General features: G+C 71.1%; 19 protein-coding genes and 6 tRNA genes. 17 read left to right on the top strand and 8 right to left on the bottom strand.

Features of this window, described 5'->3' with window-relative positions; all coding sequences use genetic code 11:
• Positions 1-77 precede the first annotated feature (77 nt).
• From OG488_RS06625 to OG488_RS39230, 6 genes are all read left to right on the top strand, one after another.
• Entirely contained in the window at positions 78-1373 is a 1296-nt protein-coding gene (locus tag OG488_RS06625) for an alpha/beta fold hydrolase (protein WP_329226795.1), read from the top strand.
• Positions 1374-1612: 239 nt separating this feature from the next.
• Positions 1613-1819, top strand: a complete 207-nt coding sequence (locus OG488_RS06620; protein WP_329226794.1) for a hypothetical protein — start codon at positions 1613-1615, stop codon at positions 1817-1819.
• Positions 1820-2183: 364 nt separating this feature from the next.
• Positions 2184-3146, top strand: a complete 963-nt coding sequence (locus OG488_RS06615; RefSeq protein WP_329226792.1) for an aminoglycoside phosphotransferase family protein — start codon at positions 2184-2186, stop codon at positions 3144-3146.
• 62 nt (positions 3147-3208) lie between these two features.
• Entirely contained in the window at positions 3209-3514 is a 306-nt protein-coding gene (locus OG488_RS06610) for a TFIIB-type zinc ribbon-containing protein (RefSeq protein ID WP_329226791.1), read from the top strand.
• Between the two features lie 128 nt (positions 3515-3642).
• Positions 3643-4992, top strand: a complete 1350-nt coding sequence (locus OG488_RS06605) for an L-lactate MFS transporter (RefSeq protein WP_329226789.1) — start codon at positions 3643-3645, stop codon at positions 4990-4992.
• A gap of 7 nt (positions 4993-4999) precedes the next feature.
• Positions 5000-5089, top strand: coding sequence for an MFS transporter small subunit (locus tag OG488_RS39230; RefSeq protein ID WP_443074275.1), 90 nt, complete (start codon positions 5000-5002; stop codon positions 5087-5089).
• A 71-nt stretch (positions 5090-5160) separates the two neighbouring features.
• On the opposite strand, the gene OG488_RS06600 is transcribed toward OG488_RS39230, so the two are convergent.
• The 5 genes from OG488_RS06600 to OG488_RS06580 form a co-directional block, all read right to left on the bottom strand.
• Positions 5161-5232: transfer RNA gene (locus OG488_RS06600), tRNA-Val, on the bottom strand.
• Between the two features lie 23 nt (positions 5233-5255).
• A tRNA-Val gene (locus OG488_RS06595) sits at positions 5256-5327 on the bottom strand.
• 19 nt (positions 5328-5346) lie between these two features.
• Positions 5347-5418: transfer RNA gene (locus OG488_RS06590), tRNA-Val, on the bottom strand.
• A 1-nt stretch (position 5419) separates the two neighbouring features.
• A tRNA-Cys gene (locus OG488_RS06585) sits at positions 5420-5493 on the bottom strand.
• Between the two features lie 37 nt (positions 5494-5530).
• Positions 5531-5603, bottom strand: a tRNA-Gly gene (locus OG488_RS06580).
• A gap of 144 nt (positions 5604-5747) precedes the next feature.
• Here OG488_RS06580 and OG488_RS06575 point away from each other — a divergent pair.
• The 3 genes from OG488_RS06575 (at position 5748) to OG488_RS06565 (ending at position 8552) form a co-directional block, all read left to right on the top strand.
• Positions 5748-6809 (top strand): chorismate-binding protein, encoded by a 1062-nt coding sequence (locus OG488_RS06575; protein ID WP_329226787.1) that lies wholly within the window; start codon positions 5748-5750, stop codon positions 6807-6809.
• Complete coding sequence (locus OG488_RS06570) at positions 6806-7627, top strand: aminotransferase class IV (RefSeq protein WP_329226785.1); 822 nt, start codon at positions 6806-6808, stop codon at positions 7625-7627. Before OG488_RS06575 ends, OG488_RS06570 begins: the two co-directional genes overlap by 4 nt.
• Before the next feature lie 88 nt (positions 7628-7715).
• Positions 7716-8552 carry a GNAT family N-acetyltransferase gene (locus tag OG488_RS06565; protein ID WP_329226783.1) on the top strand — a complete coding sequence of 279 codons (837 nt, stop codon included), beginning with the start codon at positions 7716-7718 and terminating at the stop codon, positions 8550-8552.
• Positions 8553-8571: 19 nt separating this feature from the next.
• On the opposite strand, the gene OG488_RS06560 is transcribed toward OG488_RS06565, so the two are convergent.
• Positions 8572-9087 carry a DsbA family protein gene (locus tag OG488_RS06560; RefSeq protein ID WP_329226781.1) on the bottom strand — a complete coding sequence of 172 codons (516 nt, stop codon included), beginning with the start codon at positions 9085-9087 and terminating at the stop codon, positions 8572-8574.
• A 154-nt stretch (positions 9088-9241) separates the two neighbouring features.
• On the opposite strand from OG488_RS06560, the gene OG488_RS06555 reads away from it, so the two are divergent.
• From OG488_RS06555 to OG488_RS06545, 3 genes are all read left to right on the top strand, one after another.
• Complete coding sequence (locus tag OG488_RS06555; protein WP_329226780.1) at positions 9242-9706, top strand: hypothetical protein; 465 nt, start codon at positions 9242-9244, stop codon at positions 9704-9706.
• 299 nt (positions 9707-10005) lie between these two features.
• The gene (locus OG488_RS06550) at positions 10006-11025 is read left to right on the top strand and encodes a LacI family DNA-binding transcriptional regulator (RefSeq protein WP_329226778.1); all 1020 of its coding nucleotides are present in this window, start codon (positions 10006-10008) and stop codon (positions 11023-11025) included.
• 166 nt (positions 11026-11191) lie between these two features.
• Positions 11192-11347 (top strand): hypothetical protein, encoded by a 156-nt coding sequence (locus tag OG488_RS06545; RefSeq protein WP_329226776.1) that lies wholly within the window; start codon positions 11192-11194, stop codon positions 11345-11347.
• A 67-nt stretch (positions 11348-11414) separates the two neighbouring features.
• Here the strand turns inward: OG488_RS06545 and OG488_RS06540 are convergent, their stop codons facing one another.
• The gene (locus OG488_RS06540) at positions 11415-11972 is read right to left on the bottom strand and encodes a CGNR zinc finger domain-containing protein (RefSeq protein ID WP_329226774.1); all 558 of its coding nucleotides are present in this window, start codon (positions 11970-11972) and stop codon (positions 11415-11417) included.
• Between the two features lie 349 nt (positions 11973-12321).
• Positions 12322-12735 carry an SsgA family sporulation/cell division regulator gene (locus tag OG488_RS06535; protein WP_003959770.1) on the bottom strand — a complete coding sequence of 138 codons (414 nt, stop codon included), beginning with the start codon at positions 12733-12735 and terminating at the stop codon, positions 12322-12324.
• 190 nt (positions 12736-12925) lie between these two features.
• On the opposite strand from OG488_RS06535, the gene OG488_RS06530 reads away from it, so the two are divergent.
• From OG488_RS06530 to OG488_RS06510, 5 genes are all read left to right on the top strand, one after another.
• Positions 12926-13381, top strand: a complete 456-nt coding sequence (locus OG488_RS06530; protein ID WP_329226772.1) for a TIGR02611 family protein — start codon at positions 12926-12928, stop codon at positions 13379-13381.
• A gap of 75 nt (positions 13382-13456) precedes the next feature.
• A tRNA-Val gene (locus tag OG488_RS06525) sits at positions 13457-13528 on the top strand.
• A gap of 279 nt (positions 13529-13807) precedes the next feature.
• Complete coding sequence (locus OG488_RS06520) at positions 13808-15094, top strand: ABC transporter substrate-binding protein (RefSeq protein WP_329226770.1); 1287 nt, start codon at positions 13808-13810, stop codon at positions 15092-15094.
• A 10-nt stretch (positions 15095-15104) separates the two neighbouring features.
• Positions 15105-16094 (top strand): carbohydrate ABC transporter permease, encoded by a 990-nt coding sequence (locus tag OG488_RS06515; protein WP_405696161.1) that lies wholly within the window; start codon positions 15105-15107, stop codon positions 16092-16094.
• Complete coding sequence (locus tag OG488_RS06510; protein ID WP_329226769.1) at positions 16091-16951, top strand: carbohydrate ABC transporter permease; 861 nt, start codon at positions 16091-16093, stop codon at positions 16949-16951. Before OG488_RS06515 ends, OG488_RS06510 begins: the two co-directional genes overlap by 4 nt.
• Positions 16952-16953: the final 2 nt, after the last annotated feature.

Raw genomic sequence — 16953 nt, 5'->3', positions numbered from 1 at the left:
AGCCTGCCCGCCGCCGCCCTCCGCGCGCGTGCCCCCGGCACGCCCCGACGAGCCCCCTCCCGCGACAAGGAGCGCCCATGCCCACGCCCGTCACCTACCGCCACGGCGGCCTGGTCTGCACCGACCACACCCTCGACGTGCCGCTCGACCACCGTGACCCCGACGGCCCGGCCATCGGTCTGTTCGCCCGTGAGGTGGTCACCGAGGGCCGGGAGCACGAGAAGCTGCCCCGGCTGCTCTGGCTCCAGGGCGGACCGGGCGGACGGGCCGAGCGGCCGAACGCGGCGGGGGCCTGGCTCCGCCGTGCGCTCGCCGGACACCGCGTCGTCCTCATGGACCAGCGCGGCACCGGCCGTTCCACCCCCGCCGACCGGACCACCCTCGCCCGGTTCGGCACGGACCACCGGGCCGCCGCCGCCCATCTCGGCCATTTCCGGGCCGACTCGATCGTCCGCGACGCCGAACTGCTGCGCCGGTACCTCCAGGACGGACAGCCGTGGAGCGTCCTCGGGCAGAGCTTCGGCGGCTTCGCCACCCTCACCTACCTCAGCCTCGCGCCCGAAGGGCTGACCCAGGCCTACATCACCGGCGGCCTGCCGACGCTCACCGGCCACGCCGACGACGTGTACCGGGCGGCCTACGCCCGCACCCTCGCCCACAACGAGCGCTACTTCGCCCGCTATCCGGCCGACCAGCGGATCGCCGACGCCGTCGCCGCCCACCTGGAAGCGCACGACGTCCGCATGCCGACCGGTGAACGGCTCACGGTGCGCCGCTTCCAGACGCTCGGCATCACCTTCGGCACCTCGGCGAAGTTCGACTCGCTCCACTACCTCCTGGAGACCGCGTTCACCGACGGAGCCCGGGGCCCCGAGCTCACCGACACCTTCCTGCGGGGCGTGGACGCCGCCGTGTCCTTCGCCGAACGTCCCCTCTACGCGGCGCTCCACGAGCCGATCTACGCCCAGGGGTCCCGCCCCACCGCCTGGTCGGCGCACCGCGTCCGCCAGGAGTTCCCCGCCTTCGACGCCCGGCCCGGCGGCCCGGTCCGCTTCACCGGCGAGATGGTCTACCCCTGGCAGTTCGAGGAGGACCCCGCACTCGTCCCGCTGCGCGGCACCGCGGAAGCCCTGGCCGCACGTACCGACTGGCCGGCCCTCTACGACCTCCCCCGGCTCGCGGCCAACGAGGTCCCGGTGGTGGCCGCCGTCTACCAGGACGACATGTACGTCGACCGCGAGCAGTCCCTCGCCACCGCCGGGGCCGTCCGCGGGCTGCGCACCTGGGTCACCCCCGATCACGCCCACGACGGTGTCCGTGCCGACCCGGCCGTCTTCGACCGGCTGCTCGCCATGGCGGACGGGAAGGACTGACCCGGGACGGGTCTTGAGGGGCACCCCCTAGGTGCCGGGTGCCGCACCCGACACGGTTTCTCCACCCAGGGGAGTACACCGGAGGGGGCCGGCTCATCCTCCGGGAGGCCCGGCATTCGGTACGCGGGCATGACGCCGGGCGGCTCCCGTCTCCCTAGTGTTGAGGTCAAGCGGCGGGCGTGGAACTCGTCCCCCGAGGCCATACGCCCGCCGCTCCGGAACAGGTCAGGAGAGGAACCATGGCGGACACGGCGACGCGGACCATGATCCGCACGCGGGAGCGCAAGGCGTACGCCTCGTTCGGCGTGCGTCCGTCCGGCACGCGGCACCCGCTGGTGGCGACGGCCATGGTTCTTCCTCTGGCGGCCCTGCTGGTCGTCGTCTTCGGCGGCTGGGACGCAGTGGTCACACAGGCGTCGTCCGTGGGCGTGATGCTGGGGCGCTGAGCGGCGCCCCGGGTCCGGAAGAGCGGTCCGGACCGGGACATCCGGCCAACAGCCCCGTGGGGACGGGGGTGCGGCGGGCGGCAGCGTTTGTCCGGCCAGCTGGGGAGCTGGCCGGACATCGCGCTGTCCGGGCCCTTTTCCCGAGCCCCTCACGCCCCCTGCCGCCCGGACCGTCCCGCGTGTCCACCCGGGGGAGCGGCGCGTCCACCCGGCGCCGGAGACGCCCACCCGCCGGGCGGGCCGTGCCCACCCACCAGGCCTGCCGGGATCAGCCGCCTACGAGGCCCGGGGGGAGCGGCCGCGTACGATCACGGCCGGGGCCCGCCGCGGGGGCCGGCCCATCACCGCGGAGGGAGCCGAGCCGATGACCACCACCCCCGTCGTCCGCGCGCTCGGCGACCTCGCGCACGGCAGCGTCCACGTGGGCGCGGCGGTGTGCGTGTGCGCCCCGCCCCAGGTGCTCGCCGACCGGCCCGACGGCACCGTGGTGCGCAGCGGCCACGTCGTCGCCAAGGCCCACGCCCCCGACACCGAGACCCCCGCTCTCGCGGCCCGGCTGTCCCTGGCCGCGTCCCCCCGCCTGGCGGGCATCCTGCTCCAGCCGCTCCCCACCTCCGACGGGGCGCACGCGGGCGCCGAGGGCCGCGTCGTGAGCCTCTGGCCGTACGGCGCGCCCGTCGACCCCTCGGACCCCGGCGCCGCCCCGTGGGAGGAGGCCGCCGTCCTCCTCGCCCGGCTGCACCGCACCCCGCCGCCGCATCCGCTCCCGCCGATGCGAGGACCGGTCAAGGCCGTACGGGCCGTCGCGCGGATGCGCGCCGCCCGCCCCGGCGATCCGGCCGTCGCCCCCGTGCTGGCCGCGTGGCGGGGACTGCCGGGCTGGGCCCGCGGCGAGGAACCGGTGCCTGGGCACCGTGACGGCTACCTCTGCCACGGCGACCTGCACCTCGGCCAACTGGTCCGGCACCCCGCGCCGCAGGGACCCTGGCTGCTGATCGACATCGACGACGCCGGTCTGGGCGACCCCGCCTGGGACCTCGCGCGCCCCGCCGCCTGGTACGCGGCAGGGCTGTTGCCGCCCGAGATCTGGCTGCGCTTCCTCGGGGCCTACCGGGCGGCCGGCGGCCCGGCCGTGCGGGCCGAGGGGGATCCATGGCCCGAGCTGGACGTCGCGGCGCGGGCGCTCACCGTGCAGACGGCCGCCCTCGCCCTGGCGAAATCCGTGGCGGAGGAGCGCAGTCCGGATGAGGTGGAACAGTTGATGATCGACGCATGTGCCCGAATTGCGTCCCTCCCGCCCGAGTTGGTGTCCGAACCCGCGTCGTAGGGTGAAGTCCTCGCCGCCGGGCATGCATCCGGCGACGTCGTCACGACTGAGGAGCCGACCCGATGATCCAGTGCCCCAAGTGTCACGCCCAGATGAACACGTACAACCGCAACGGTGTCCAGATCGAGCAGTGCAGTGGCTGCCGCGGGATATTCCTCGACTACGGCGAGCTGGAGTCCCTGACCCGCCTGGAGTCGCAGTGGGCCCAGCAGGCCCCGCCCGCTCCGCAGGCGTACCCCGCCGCGCCGCCCGCGCCGCAGGCCTACCCCGCACAGCAGGCGCCCGCCTGGGGAGCACCGCACCAGGGTGGCCACTACGGAGGCCACCACCGTCAGAAGAGCTTCGGCCGGATGCTGTTCAGCTCCTGACCGGTCCTCCGGGCGGAGCAGCCGCAGGGCGGGTCCGGGCCCGGCGCCCGGACCCGCAGTGCATACGGTCGACGGACTTCCGTTCATGATCTAGTCATGGCCATGGCTGATGCCTACAGTGCGGAGCCATGAACTTCCTCGACAGGTCCCGAACTGTCGCGCCCCCGGGGTGGAGCCGCTGGCTCGTGCCGCCCGCCGCGCTCGCCGTGCACCTCTCCATCGGACAGGCCTACGCCTGGAGCGTGTTCAAGCCCCCGCTCGAATCCGCCCTCGGCCTCTCGGGCACCGCCAGCGCCCTCCCGTTCCAGCTGGGCATCGTCATGCTCGGCCTCTCGGCCGCCTTCGGCGGCACCCTCGTCGAACGCAACGGCCCCCGCTGGGCCATGTTCGTCTCCCTCGTCTGCTTCTCCTCCGGCTTCCTCGTCGCCGCGCTCGGCGCCGCCTGGGGCCAGTACTGGCTCGTGGTCCTCGGCTACGGGTTCATCGGCGGCACAGGCCTCGGCATCGGCTACATATCGCCGGTCTCCACCCTCATCAAGTGGTTCCCCGACCGCCCGGGCATGGCGACCGGCATCGCCATCATGGGGTTCGGCGGCGGCGCCCTCATCGCCTCGCCCTGGTCCACCGGGATGCTGGAGAGCTTCGGCGCGGACCGTTCCGGCATCGCCACCGCCTTCCTCGTCCACGGCGTCGTCTACGCCGCCTTCATGGCGCTCGGCGTCTTCCTGGTGAGGGTGCCGCCGGAGGGCTGGCTGCCCGAGGGATGGGAGCCGAAGCAGGAGACCCGGAGGCTCGTCACCAACGCCCAGGTCTCCGCCCGCAACGCCCTGCGCACCCCGCAGTTCTGGTGCCTGTGGGTGGTCCTCTGCATGAACGTCACCGCGGGCATCGGCATCCTGGAGAAGGCCGTGCCCATGATCCAGGACTTCTTCGCGGACACCTCCGCCCCGGTCTCGGTCTCCGCGGCGGCCGGCTTCGTCGCCCTGCTCTCGCTCGCCAACATGGGCGGACGCCTCCTGTGGTCCTCCACGTCGGACCTGATCGGGCGCAAGAACATGTACCGGGTCTACCTCGGCGTCGGCGCGCTCATGTACGTGGTCATCGCGCAGCTGGGCAACGACTCCAAGCCGCTCTTCATCTGCTGCGCGCTCGTGATCCTGTCCTTCTACGGCGGCGGTTTCGCGACCGCTCCCGCCTATCTGCGCGACCTCTTCGGCACGTACCAGGTGGGAGCCATCCACGGCCGTCTGCTCACCGCCTGGTCCACGGCCGGGGTGCTCGGTCCGCTCATCGTCAACCGGGTCGCGGACGCGGGGGAGCGCGCCGGACACAGCGGCCCCAGCCTCTACACGACCTCACTGACGATCATGATCGGACTGCTCGTCGTCGGCTTCGTCGCCAACGAGTGCATACGCCCGGTCCACCCACGTTTCCACGAGGCACCGGAAGGGAGCCCCCGTGTCCACCAGCAGTCGTAAGCCGCTCATGGTGTTCGCCTGGCTCTGGGTCGCCGTGCCGTTCGGCTACGGGCTCTACGAGCTCGCCCGCAAGGCCACCCAGCTCTTCACCGGCTGACCCGCACCACACGACGGGCACCGCACACGACGAAACCCCCGGTCGTCGAGACGACCGGGGGTTTCGGACGGTGCGCGATACTGGGATTGAACCAGTGACCTCTTCCGTGTCAGGGAAGCGCTCTCCCGCTGAGCTAATCGCGCAGGGTGACCCTGCGTGTACTGCGTGCGCGATACTGGGATTGAACCAGTGACCTCTTCCGTGTCAGGGAAGCGCTCTCCCGCTGAGCTAATCGCGCGGGGATCCTTGCGGACCGGTGGACGATACTGGGATTGAACCAGTGACCCCTTCCGTGTCAGGGAAGTGCTCTCCCGCTGAGCTAATCGTCCTTGGAGGTGGAGACGGGATTTGAACCCGTGTAGACGGCTTTGCAGGCCGTTGCCTCGCCTCTCGGCCACTCCACCAGGGATGGGGGTTCGGGAAGATCCCCCACCTTCTGCGAGCGGACGACCAGGTTCGAACTGGCGACCTCAACCTTGGCAAGGTTGCGCTCTACCAACTGAGCTACGTCCGCTTGTCTTTCCCGTTCCGCTTGCGCGTCCCGGCGACGTGTTGAACTCTAGCGGATTCCCGGGCCAGCACAAAAACGCGTTTGCGCAGCGTGCTGCGCCGACGCCGCCCGCCGCAGGTCACCGCGTACCGCCCTAGACTCGGTCACGTGCGCGACCTCACCCCCCTCGCCCGCTTCGGCGGCCTCGTGGCCTCCGGTCTGCGGGACGTCACCAGCGACCCGGCGGCCCTTGAATCGTCCGGTTTCTGGGCGGTATCTGCCGATTTCGAGGGTGCTCTGGTCTGCGCCCGCTTCGCATCGGTCCGCTCCGAGGAGGTCCCCCTCCCCGTGCCCGGGGCCTGGCGGGGGCCGGCCCCGGAGGAGTGGACGTCCTCACTCGACGAGGGCGCCTACATGGCCGGCGTACGGCGGATCCGTGCACACATCGCGGCCGGCGAGGTCTACCAGGCCAACCTCTGCCGGGTCCTGTCCGCACCGCTGCCCGGCCCGCGGGCGGACGTGGACGCCCTCACCGCCCTGCTCGCCCGCGGCAACCCCGCCCCGTACGCGGGAACGCTCCGGCTCCCGGAGCACGGCGTGGAGATCGCCACCGCGTCCCCCGAGCTCTTCCTCGCACGCGACGGGCGGACCGTCGAATCCGGTCCGATCAAGGGCACGGGGCGCACCGAGGACGATCTGCTGGAGAAGGACCACGCGGAGAACGTGATGATCGTGGATCTGGTCCGCAACGACCTGGGCCGGGTCTGCGAGCCCGGCAGCGTGAGCGTTCCCGACCTCTGCGCGGTGGAGAAGCACCCGGGGCTGGTCCACCTCGTCTCCACCGTGCGCGGACGGCTCGCCGACGGCGCGGGGTGGCCGGAGCTGTTCACCGCGGCGTTCCCGCCCGGCTCCGTCACCGGCGCGCCCAAGTCCAGCGCGCTGCGGATCATCGAAGCGCTGGAGACGGCCCCCCGCGGGCCGTACTGCGGAGCTGTCGGCTGGGTGGACGCCGACCGGGGCGCCGCGGAGCTGGCCGTGGGCATACGGACCTTCTGGATCGACCGGACCGGGCCGTGCCCCCTCCTCCGCTTCGGTACCGGGGCGGGCATCACCTGGGGGTCGGACCCGGCACGCGAATGGGCGGAGACCGAGCTCAAGGCGTCACGGCTGCTCGCTGTAGCGTCGGGCGTCCACGGGGCACACGAGGCAACAGGAAGGACCGCGTCATGAGGATCTGGGTCAACGGCGGACTGTACGACGCCGATGAAGCCCGGCTGTCCGTCCTCGATCACGGGCTGACCGTGGGGGACGGCATCTTCGAGACGGTCCGGGTCGCCGGGGGCCGGCCGTTCGCCCTCACCCGGCACCTCGACCGGATGACGCGTTCGGCCCGGGGGCTGGGCCTGGCCGACCCCGACCGCGACGAGGTCCGCCGTGCGGTCGCCGCCGTGGTCGAGGGCAATCCCATGGAGCTCGGCCGGCTCCGCGTCACCTACACCGGAGGCCTCTCGCCGCTCGGCTCCGACCGGGGCGACGCGGGCCCGACCCTGGTCGTCGCGATGGGGGAGACCTCGCGCCGCCCCGACAGCACCGCCGTGGTCACCGTCCCCTGGACGCGCAACGAGCGCGGCGCGGTGACGGGGCTGAAGACCACCTCGTACGCCGAGAACGTCATCGCCCTCGCGCGTGCCCATGAGGGGGGCGCTTCGGAGGCGCTCTTCCCCAACACGGTCGGACAGCTCTGCGAGGGCACCGGATCCAACGTCTTCGTCGTCCTCGACGGCCGGATCCACACCCCGCCGATCGCCTCGGGCTGCCTCGCCGGGATCACCCGTGCCCTCACCGTGGAGTGGACGGGTGCGCAGGAGACGGACCTCCCGCTCGACGTGCTCGAGCGGGCCGACGAGATCTTCCTGACCTCCACGCTCCGGGACATCCAGGCCGTCCACCGCGTCGACGGGCGCGAGCTCGCAAGCGCCCCGGGGCCGGTGACGGCCAAGGCCATGCGGGTCTTCGACGAGCGCGCGGCGGACGACCTCGATCCGTGACCGGACCCGGGCCGGAATCAGCGGGAGCGGGTGGGCCGGAATCCGTAAAAGGGGTGACGGCCCGCCGTCCAGCGGATAGAACACCCTGATGACCACGACCATCCGGCCGGCCGGGCCGGTCCAGCAAGGCGCCGACGGCGTAAGGGAACGCACGTACGACGTGTGCGACAACGGGCGGCCCGTGGGAGCCGTCTCCGTCTCCACCGACCCGGCGTTCGGCCCCTCGGCGGGCATACTCCACTCGCTCGGCATCGAGGAGCCCCACCGCAGGCGCGGCCGCGGGACCATCGCCGCGCTCGCCGCCGAGGAGGTGCTGCGCGGCTGGGGGTGCACCCAGGTCCGCCTGGTGGCCCCGGTGGGCAACGAGGCCGCCCGGTCCCTGGCGACCGTGCTCGGCTACACCGAGCGCAGCCGCAACATGGTGAAGACCCTCCGGAGGACCGCCCCCGCGCTCCCCGCGGGAGTCACCGGGCGCCCCATGACGGAGCAGGAGTACGCCGCGTGGGCGGCCACCAGCGTCGGGACGTACACACAGGAGTGGGTGGAGCGCGGCGTCCCGGAGGAGCAGGCCCGGCGCAAGTCCGAGAGCGACCACGCCACGAACCTGCCGGACGGCCTCGCCACCCCCGGCATGTACTTCCACGTCCTCGTCCACGACGGAGTCGTCGTCGGCTACGTCTGGGTGGCCCGACGCGAGAGGACGGACGGCGACGACCTCGGTTACGTGTTCGATGTAGAGGTGCGCGAGGAGCACCGGGGGCGCGGCTACGGCCGGGCGCTGATGCACCTCGCGGAGGACGTCACCCTCGACGCGGGCCTCGGCGAGCTCGGTCTGCACGTCTTCACGACCAACACGCCCGCGCTGAGGCTGTACGAGTCGCTCGGTTACGAGATCACGCAGTACAACCTGGCCAAGCCGCTCTAGCCGGCCGGGACGCCCCTGGTCAGCCCTGGCCGGCGAGCAGGCGGTCGGCGATCTCCTCGATGCGCTCGCGCAGCCCGTCCTGGCTCTTCCCGCCGTCCAGCCGCTCGTCGCCGATCACATAGGTCGGCGTCCCGGTGACACCGATCGCCTTCCCCTCGGCCTGGTCCGCGTCCACGATCAGCATGTGCCGGCCGTCGATGAGGGCCGTGTCGAACTCCTCGGCGTCCAGGCCCAGTTCGCCCGCCACTTCGAGCAGCAGTGGCTCGCCCGCGCGGGCGAGGTCGGCGGTGCGGGCCAGCACGGCCTCGATGTACGGCCAGCCCTCGCCCTGGACGAGGGACTCCTCGGCGGCCTGCGCCGCGGCGTACGCGTGCTTGTGCTTGTCGAGCGGGAAGTGGCGCAGCCGCACCTCCAGCCGGTCGCCGTAGCGGGCGCGCAGGGCGTGGACGTCGGACAGGGCCCGGTGGCAGTCGGGGCACTCGAGCTCGCACCAGAGGTCGAGGACGACCGGCGCCGAGGAGGGGGAATCGCTCATGCGGCCAGTCTTCCAGGCCGGACCCGCGCTTCCCAATCGGCACCTGGGGAGGACGCCGGCCCTGAAATGTCCCTGATGTGGTTCCGGACCGTGGCCCCTGTGAGGGTGACCGGTGCAGGATGGAAGGGACGTATCCCGACCGCTGGAGGCCCCGATGCTTGCCGAGACCATCTGTTCCGCGGTGTCGGCTGCCGGTCTGGGCATCGCCGCGATCACCGCGTACCGGAAGCGGTTCCTCACGGCGACCCGGATCGCCGCCTACGCGCTGGTGCCGGTCGGCCTGGTGATGACCGGCGTCGTCGAGTGGGTGTCGGACATCGCCTTCAAGCCGAGCGTCTGGCTCGGCTTCGGCCTGCTGGCCGTGGCCTGGCTGCTCTTCATGACCACGCGCGCCGTCGAGCGCCGCAGCGGCACCACCCGCAAGGAGCGCAGGGCCGCGCGGGCCGCGGAGAAGGGTGCCGCCGTGGCACCGGCGGCCTCCTCGTCCTCCCTCACCTCCGGTGCCGGGGCGACGGCGCCGAGGACGCGGGACGGATCCGGGAGGAAGCCGCGGCAGGCGGCCGAGCCGGGTGACGACTTCAGCGACATCGAGGCGATCCTGAAGAAGCACGGGCTCTGACGGGGCGCCCGCGTCCGTCCCTACGCCCCGCAGTGGGCCGTAGGGTGTGAATCGATTCACGTCGAGGCCGGGGCGTGGAAGCGCTCGCGGACGTCCCGCGCCTCGGTATATTCGGGTCGCGTCGCTCCGATCTTGACGGTATCCCGTGAATGCGGTTAGCGTCCCGAACGGATTGAAACAATTCAATCCGGCGGGCGCGGTCCGGGCGACGGCGCGACGGACCACGCCGGACGTCCGTCCATGGACCAGGACCCGGCGCCGGCGCGCGGCGGGCCGAACGCATCAGTGGGGCAGGACGAGTGGGGCGTGTGGCAGGGATCAAGGACGTGGCCCGGCAGGCCGGAGTCTCGGTGGGCACGGTCTCCAATGTGATCAACCGTCCCGAGGCGGTGCTTCCCGACACCCGGGCCCGTGTGCTGGCGGCGATCGAGGAGCTCGGATACGTACGCAGTGAGTCCGCCAGGCAGCTCAGGGCGGGCCGCAGCCGCATCATGGCCCTGCTGGTGCTGGACATGGGCAACCCGTTCTTCGTCGACATCGCCCGTGGCGCCGAGCGTGCCGCCCGCGACGCCGGGCTCGGCGTGATGGTGTGCAACACCGGTCAGAGCCAGGAGGAGGAGGCCGAATACCTCGGGCTCTTCGCCGAGCAGCGGGTCTGCGGGGTGCTGGTGACCCCGGCGGACGCCACCGGCGGCAACCTCGAGGCCTTCGCGCGCCACCGGATCCCGTACGTGCTGGTCGACCGGGTGGCGGCGACCACCGACACCTGCGCCGTCTCCGTGGACGACGTGCGCGGTGGCATGCTCGCTGTCGGGCACCTCGTCTCCGCCGGCCACCGCTCCGTCGCCTATGTGAGCGGCCCCGGCGATCTCCACCAGATCAGGGACCGCCGCGAGGGTGCCCTCGCCGCGCTCGCCGAGGCCGGGCTCGGCCCCGAGGCGCTCGTCGAGATCCCCTCCGACCGCCTGGACGTGGCCGCGGGCCGCGACGCCGGAGCCCGGCTGCTCGGGCTCGTGCCCAGGCCGACCGCCGTGTTCTGCGCCAACGACCTGCTGGCCCTCGGTGTCCTGCAGTCGCTGTACGCCGCAGGCGTGCGGGTGCCGCAGGACGTGGCCATCGTCGGTTACGACGACATCGAATTCGCGGCGGCCGCCGCCGTTCCCCTCACCTCGGTCCGGCAGCCCGCCGTGGTGATGGGCAGGATGGCGGCGGAGCTCCTCCTGGAGGAGGCCGACGACGGGGACGGCAGCCACCGGCACCGGAGCGTCGTCCTCCAGCCGGAACTCGTCGTACGGGCCTCCAGCGCCGCCCCACGCTGACCCGGAGGCCGCCGGGCCATGGTCCGGCGGCAGGCGCCCGGGGCGAACGCCTGCGGGGTGTTCGGACGGGGGAGCGAATCCGACTGTCCCGGTGAGGGTGAACCGGCCCTGGGAAAGGCTCCGTTGATCGCCAACAGGGTCCGCTCTGCGTCATGATCACTACGAGATGGTGGACACATACCGGGGCGAGGCCCCCGCATCCCCTGCCGAAGAGCCGCGTGGCTGCCTCTTCGCGCTTTCCCAGCCGCCGTTGATGATCTTCCTGACGGTGGTCGGCGGCCTGCTGCTGATGGCCGCGCTGCACGATCTCTTCCTCCTGTGAGCGGCCGTCGTACCCGGAAGCCCCCCGCACCGCAGGGCCGCCCTCCGCCCGGTTCGCGTGCGCACGGTCAGCGCGCCGCGTCCCGGCGCCGGGCCCGGTAGGCGGCGACGTGGAGCCGGTTGCCGCAGGTGCGGCTCGAGCAGTAGCGGCGGGAGCGGTTGCGCGACAGGTCGACGAAGGCGTCCCGGCAGTCCGGTGCCTCGCAGCGCCGCAGCCGCTCCTGCTCGCCCGCCACCACGATGAAGGCCAGGGCCATGCCGCAGTCGGCCCCGAGGTGGTCGGCGATCGAGGCGTCGGGGGCGAAGTAGTGGACGTGCCAGTCGTAGCCGTCGTGGTCGGTCAGCTGCGGGGTGGTGCCGGCGGCGGCCACCAGGGTGTTCACGAGATCGGCGGCGGTACGGGCGTCGGGCGCCGCGAATATCTCGGCGAACCTGCTCCGGACGTCGTGCACGGCGCGCAGGTCCTTCTCGCCGAGCGTTCCGACGCCACTGATGTGGTGGCGCTCCGCGAAGGCGTAGAGCGCGGTGAGCTCCGCGAGTCCGTCGCCCGCGCCTTCCTCCGGTGCGGTGTTCACCAGATCGACCACCGTTTCGAGGGCGATCCGGGTGTCGTGTGGGATCAGCACGCTTCGCTCCCTGGCCTCCGGCGGACGGGCGTCCGCCGATGGCGGCTGACTCTACTGGCTCGGCGACGCCACTCAGGGCCCGGTGCGGGCTTACGGGAGGCTCCCGCCCCCTTTTCCCGGCCGGGCGGCCCCGGCGGAGCCTGTGGTGCCTCCTGATGGCTCCGCAGGCGGCTCGGGGGTGCGGGCGAGGCGCATGGTGCGGGTGGTGCGTGCCTGACCGGCCGCCGCGCGCCCCGGCGCCGCCGCCGCGGTGGGTTCCGCGGCGACGGCGCCGGTGTCTGCCCTATGAGGTTGTCCGCGCGACGCCGTCTCCCCGAGTCGGACGGCGTCCCGCAGCTCTCTGCCTGGCTCAGCTCTCGGCCAGGATGTGTGAGAGCTCCGTATCGAGGTCGAAGTGACGATGCTCGGTGCCGGGCGGAACCGCGGCGTCGGTCCTCTTCAGGAACGACTCCAGGGCCCTCGCCGGCGCTTCCAGCAGGGCTTCGCCCTCCGGGGAGCTCAGTGCGATGCAGACGACGCCTTGGCCGTGACTTCGAGATGGCCAGACGCGGACGTCTCCGGTGCCGGTGGGCCGGTGCAGCCCCTCGGCAAGGAGGTCACGGGCGAAAACCCATTCGACCGTCTCCTCCGCTCCGGTGTGGAAGGTGGCGTGCACGGCATAGGGATCGGCCGTGTCATACCGCAGGCCCGCGGGTACAGGCAGTGAGGACTCGCTCGACACAACGAGGCGCAGGTGCAGCTCGCAGCTGACCGTGGTGTTCATAAGCGCCAGGGCCTTTCGCTCAGTGTGCGCTCGGGGATTCGCACGTCGGCGAAATCGACATGCCACCTACGGTGGCGTTGTAAACCCCTCTGACCTATTTGTGATGCTTCAGGTCGCTCGTCCAGCGGTGTGTAACTTTGGGTCATGCGTCCATTCCGGTGACGATCGCCGTTCCGGTAGGTTGGGATTCATGAACGCGGAGAGTGACGAGCGGGAAGAGGTCGCCGCGACGGTGACCTCCCGGCCCGCTGCGGGGGACGAGGCCACGACGGAGCGGGAGCTGGGTTCACGCGCACCCGGATTCATCCGTGGGTCGAGGGTGCTGCATCTGAGCTGGCAGGTGGGGATCTTCCTCGTCGGCCTCGCCGTGGTCGGGGCGGGCGTCGTGATGCTGCCGCTGCCCGGCCCCGGATGGCTGGTGATCTTCGGCGGCATGGCGATCTGGGCGACCGAGTTCGTCTGGGCGCAGCTCGTCCTGCGCTGGACCCGGCGCAAGGTCACGGAGGCCGCCCAGCGCGCTCTCGACCCCAAGGTCCGGCGGCGCAACATCATCCTCACCGCGGTGGGGCTGGTGATCATCGCGGTGCTGGTCGGGATCTACGTCTGGAAGTTCGGCGTCGTGATGCCGTGGAAGATCGAGCAGTGACGCGAGCCGGTGGCCCGGTGGCCAGGTGATGGTCCGGAGGCGCCGCTGACATGGGGTAATGTTTGCGGTGCGCCGGGGCGATTAGCTCAGTGGGAGAGCACTTCGTTCACACCGAAGGGGTCACTGGTTCGAACCCAGTATCGCCCACCCCGGACCGATGGCCCGGAAGCTTCTGAGAAGCTTCCGGGCCATCGGCGTATCCGTGTGCGCCCGTCGCCGTCCGCCGACTCTCCGGCCGGTCGCCCTCCGCGCCTCACTCCGCCCCGCCTCCGCCGCTCCGGCCGGTCGTCGCGCGGCTCCGCTTGTTCGGTCGGTCGTCACACCGTCGAAATTTCGCCCTAACCGTTGACGTGCCCGGTGCGGCTCCCTACTTTGACCCAGCAAGCGCTTTCTAAAACGATTCAATGCGAACGGTGGGGGCGAGCTATGTCTCGGAACAACGGCATGGACAGGCGTCAGCTGCTGAAGCTGGCAGGCCTCTCGGCAGCCGGTCTCGGGCTGACCGCCGCGGGCTGCGGCTCGGGCGGCAGCGGCTCCGGCGGTCCGGTCACCATCCGGCACTCGTGGTGGGGCGCGGACGACCGGGCCAAGAAGGTCCAGAGCTGCGTCGCCCTCTTCGAGAAGAAGCACCCGAAGATCAAGGTGAAGACGGACTTCCAGCAGTACCCGGACTTCTGGAAGAAGTTCAACACCCAGGCGGCCGGTGGCAACCCCCCGGACGTCATCCAGAACGCCGTGACGTTCCTGCGCAAGTACGAGGCGAAGAACGTCCTCCTCGACCTCACGCCCCAGGCGGAGAAGGGCAACCTCGACCTCGGCGGATTCCGCTCCGGGCTGGAGAAGTTCGCGGAGATCGACGGCAAGCTGCTCGGCGTCCCGGTCGGCAGCAACTCGATGGCCCTGGTCATCGACGAGAAGGTGTACGAGAAGGCGGGCATCGCGCCCGAGATCGGCTGGACCTGGGACGACTGGCTGGCCGGTCTGGAGAAGATCAAGCGCGGCCAGAAGATCGCCGGTGACGCCGGGCCGCACGGCGTGATGTACCTCTACGACCTGATACTCCGCCAGAACGGCAAGGCCTTCTTCACCGAGGACGGCATGGGCTTCGGCGAGGCCGAGCTGCTGCCCTACTGGACCGAGGCGCTCGGGCGGGTCAAGTCCGGGCTCTACGCCGACCCCGGCAAGGTGGAACAGATCAAGCCCGCCTCGGCGACCGCCAAGGGCCTGTCCGCCGGCGAGTTCACCTGGGACAACTTCTCGGTCCGCTACAGCGCCGAGGGCGGGAGCAGCTACGGCCTCGCGCCGATCCCCAGCACCGACGGCAAGAAGACCGGCCAGTACCTGGGCTCGCTGATGCTCAGCGGCACGGCCCGCACCAAGCACCCCGCCGAGGTGGCGACCTTCATCAGCTTCATGACCCACGACCCCGAGGTGGCCCGGATCATGGGCTACGACCGCGGAGTGCCCGCCACCACCGCCCAGTTCGAGGCCTACGAGCCCTCCGACGCCCCCAGCAAGGCGATCGGAGCGTACGAGACCGCCATCGCGGACGCCGGCGTCCTGGAACCCATCACCCCGCACCCGGCCGGCGCCGACGTCATCGAGGCGGCCTTCCTGCGCATCGGTGCCGACCTGTCCCTGGGCAAGGCCTCGCCGAAGGACGCCGTGAAGCAGTTCTTCTCCGAGGCGAAGACCGCCCTCGCCTCGAACTGAGAGGACCCTGGTGACTCACATCCACACCTCCCCGGGCGTGCTCGCCCCCGGGGACGACCGTTCCGTCGCCAAGAGGAACGGTCCCGGAGGAAACGCGCCGCCCGCCGCCGAGCGGCCGGACCGCCGCGAGAACCTGGCCGGCTATCTGTTCATGTCGCCCTGGATCGCGGGCTTCCTGTTCCTGATCGCCGGGCCGATGGTCTTCTCGCTGTACCTGTCGTTCACCGAGTACAACCTGTTCGAAGCGCCCCGCTGGATCGGCCTGCAGAACTTCACCGACATGTTCGCCGATCCCCGCTGGCGCCAGTCGGTGAAGGTCACCTCCTGGTACGTGCTGATCGGCACCCCGGTCAAGCTGGCCGCCGCGCTCGCCGTCGCCATGCTGCTCGCCCAGAAGCGGTGGGGCCAGTCGTTCTACCGGGCGGCCTTCTACGCCCCGTCGCTGATCGGCGCGAGCGTCTCGGCGGCCATCGTCTGGCGTGCGCTGTTCTCGGACGACGCGCTCGTGGACCGTACGCAGAAGGTGTTCGGCGTCGAGGCCGGCGGCTGGATCGGCGACCCCGCGATGATCATCTACGCGCTGATCGCCCTCACCGTCTGGCAGTTCGGCGCGCCGATGGTCATCTTCCTGGCCGGCCTCAAGCAGGTCCCGCGTGAGCTGTACGAGGCGGCCGAGGTGGACGGAGCCGGGCCCTGGCGCAGGTTCTTCCACATCACCCTGCCGATGATCTCGCCGGTGCTGTTCTTCAACGTCCTGCTGGAGACCATCCACTCCTTCCAGATCTTCGGATCGGCCTACATCGTCAGCAACGGCAGCTGCGGACCGGCCGACGCGACGCTCGTCTACACCTGTTACCTGTACGAACAGGGCTTCGTGAACAGCCGCATGGGCTTCGCATCCGCCATGGGATGGCTGCTGCTGGTCGCGGTCGGCCTGGTCACCGCCGTGCTGTTCTGGTCCCAGAAGCGCTGGGTGCACTACGAGGAGGGCGGCCGATGAGTCTCCTGTCAGCAGCCGTACGGCGCCGGGGACCCGGCGCGCTCGCCTGGCACCTCGGCGCACTCGTCGTCCTCGCCGTGGTCCTGTACCCGGTGGTGTGGACGATCGGGGCGTCGTTCAAGCCCAGCTCCGAGATCATCGGCGCCCTGGACCTGTTCCCGGCCGACCCCATCGGTGACAACTACACCCGGCTCACCGAGGGCATCGCCGACATCCCCATCTCCACGTTCTTCCTGAACTCCGCGTACATAGCCGTCGGTTCCGTGATCGGCGTCGTGCTGTCCTGCTCACTGACCGCCTACGCCTTCGCGAAGGTGCGGTTCGCCGGCCGCAACGCCATGTTCGCCGTCATGATCGGCACCCTGCTGCTGCCTTACCACGTGCTGATCATTCCGCAGTACGTCCTGTTCCAGAAGCTGGAGCTGATCAACACCTTCACCCCGCTGCTGATCGGCAAGTACCTGGCCACGGACGCCTTCTTCGTCTTCCTGATGGTGCAGTTCATGCGCGGCCTGCCCAAGGAGCTCGACGAGGCGGCGCGGCTGGACGGCTGCGGGCACCTGCGGACCTACTGGTCGATCGTCATGCCGCTCTGCCGGCCGGCGCTCGTCACCAGCGCGATCTTCACCTTCATCAACGCCTGGAACGACTTCATGGGCCCGCTGCTCTACCTCAACGAGCCGGACAAGTACACCGTGTCCATGGGGCTGAAGATGTTCATCGACCAGGACGCGGTGGCGGACTACGGCGGCATGATCGCCATGTCCCTCGTGGCCCTGCTCCCGGTGCTGGCCTTCTTCGTGGCCTTCCAGCGCTACCTGATCGACGGCATGGCCACCTCCGGGCTGAAGGGCTGACG

This window comes from Streptomyces sp. NBC_01460, assembly GCF_036227405.1.
GTDB lineage: Bacteria > Actinomycetota > Actinomycetes > Streptomycetales > Streptomycetaceae > Streptomyces.
The sequence above is the reverse complement of the archived record's forward strand: the minus strand, read 5'-3'. Positions and strand labels throughout refer to the sequence as shown.

What these genes read in the sequence shown, in the direction of transcription:
- OG488_RS06565 (WP_329226783.1), top strand. Translation starts at nt 7,716, where the DNA reads ATGACCACGACCATCCGGCCGGCCGGGCCGGTCCAGCAAGGCGCCGAC.
- OG488_RS06625 (WP_329226795.1), top strand. Translation starts at nt 78, where the DNA reads ATGCCCACGCCCGTCACCTACCGCCACGGCGGCCTGGTCTGCACCGAC.
- OG488_RS39230 (WP_443074275.1), top strand. Translation starts at nt 5,000, where the DNA reads ATGGTGTTCGCCTGGCTCTGGGTCGCCGTGCCGTTCGGCTACGGGCTC.
- OG488_RS06620 (WP_329226794.1), top strand. Translation starts at nt 1,613, where the DNA reads ATGGCGGACACGGCGACGCGGACCATGATCCGCACGCGGGAGCGCAAG.
- OG488_RS06555 (WP_329226780.1), top strand. Translation starts at nt 9,242, where the DNA reads ATGCTTGCCGAGACCATCTGTTCCGCGGTGTCGGCTGCCGGTCTGGGC.
- OG488_RS06510 (WP_329226769.1), top strand. Translation starts at nt 16,091, where the DNA reads ATGAGTCTCCTGTCAGCAGCCGTACGGCGCCGGGGACCCGGCGCGCTC.
- OG488_RS06535 (WP_003959770.1), bottom strand. Translation starts at nt 12,735, where the DNA reads ATGAACACCACGGTCAGCTGCGAGCTGCACCTGCGCCTCGTTGTGTCG.
- OG488_RS06530 (WP_329226772.1), top strand. Translation starts at nt 12,926, where the DNA reads ATGAACGCGGAGAGTGACGAGCGGGAAGAGGTCGCCGCGACGGTGACC.
- OG488_RS06610 (WP_329226791.1), top strand. Translation starts at nt 3,209, where the DNA reads ATGATCCAGTGCCCCAAGTGTCACGCCCAGATGAACACGTACAACCGC.
- OG488_RS06520 (WP_329226770.1), top strand. Translation starts at nt 13,808, where the DNA reads ATGTCTCGGAACAACGGCATGGACAGGCGTCAGCTGCTGAAGCTGGCA.
- OG488_RS06605 (WP_329226789.1), top strand. Translation starts at nt 3,643, where the DNA reads ATGAACTTCCTCGACAGGTCCCGAACTGTCGCGCCCCCGGGGTGGAGC.
- OG488_RS06560 (WP_329226781.1), bottom strand. Translation starts at nt 9,087, where the DNA reads ATGAGCGATTCCCCCTCCTCGGCGCCGGTCGTCCTCGACCTCTGGTGC.
- OG488_RS06570 (WP_329226785.1), top strand. Translation starts at nt 6,806, where the DNA reads ATGAGGATCTGGGTCAACGGCGGACTGTACGACGCCGATGAAGCCCGG.
- OG488_RS06545 (WP_329226776.1), top strand. Translation starts at nt 11,192, where the DNA reads ATGGTGGACACATACCGGGGCGAGGCCCCCGCATCCCCTGCCGAAGAG.
- OG488_RS06615 (WP_329226792.1), top strand. Translation starts at nt 2,184, where the DNA reads ATGACCACCACCCCCGTCGTCCGCGCGCTCGGCGACCTCGCGCACGGC.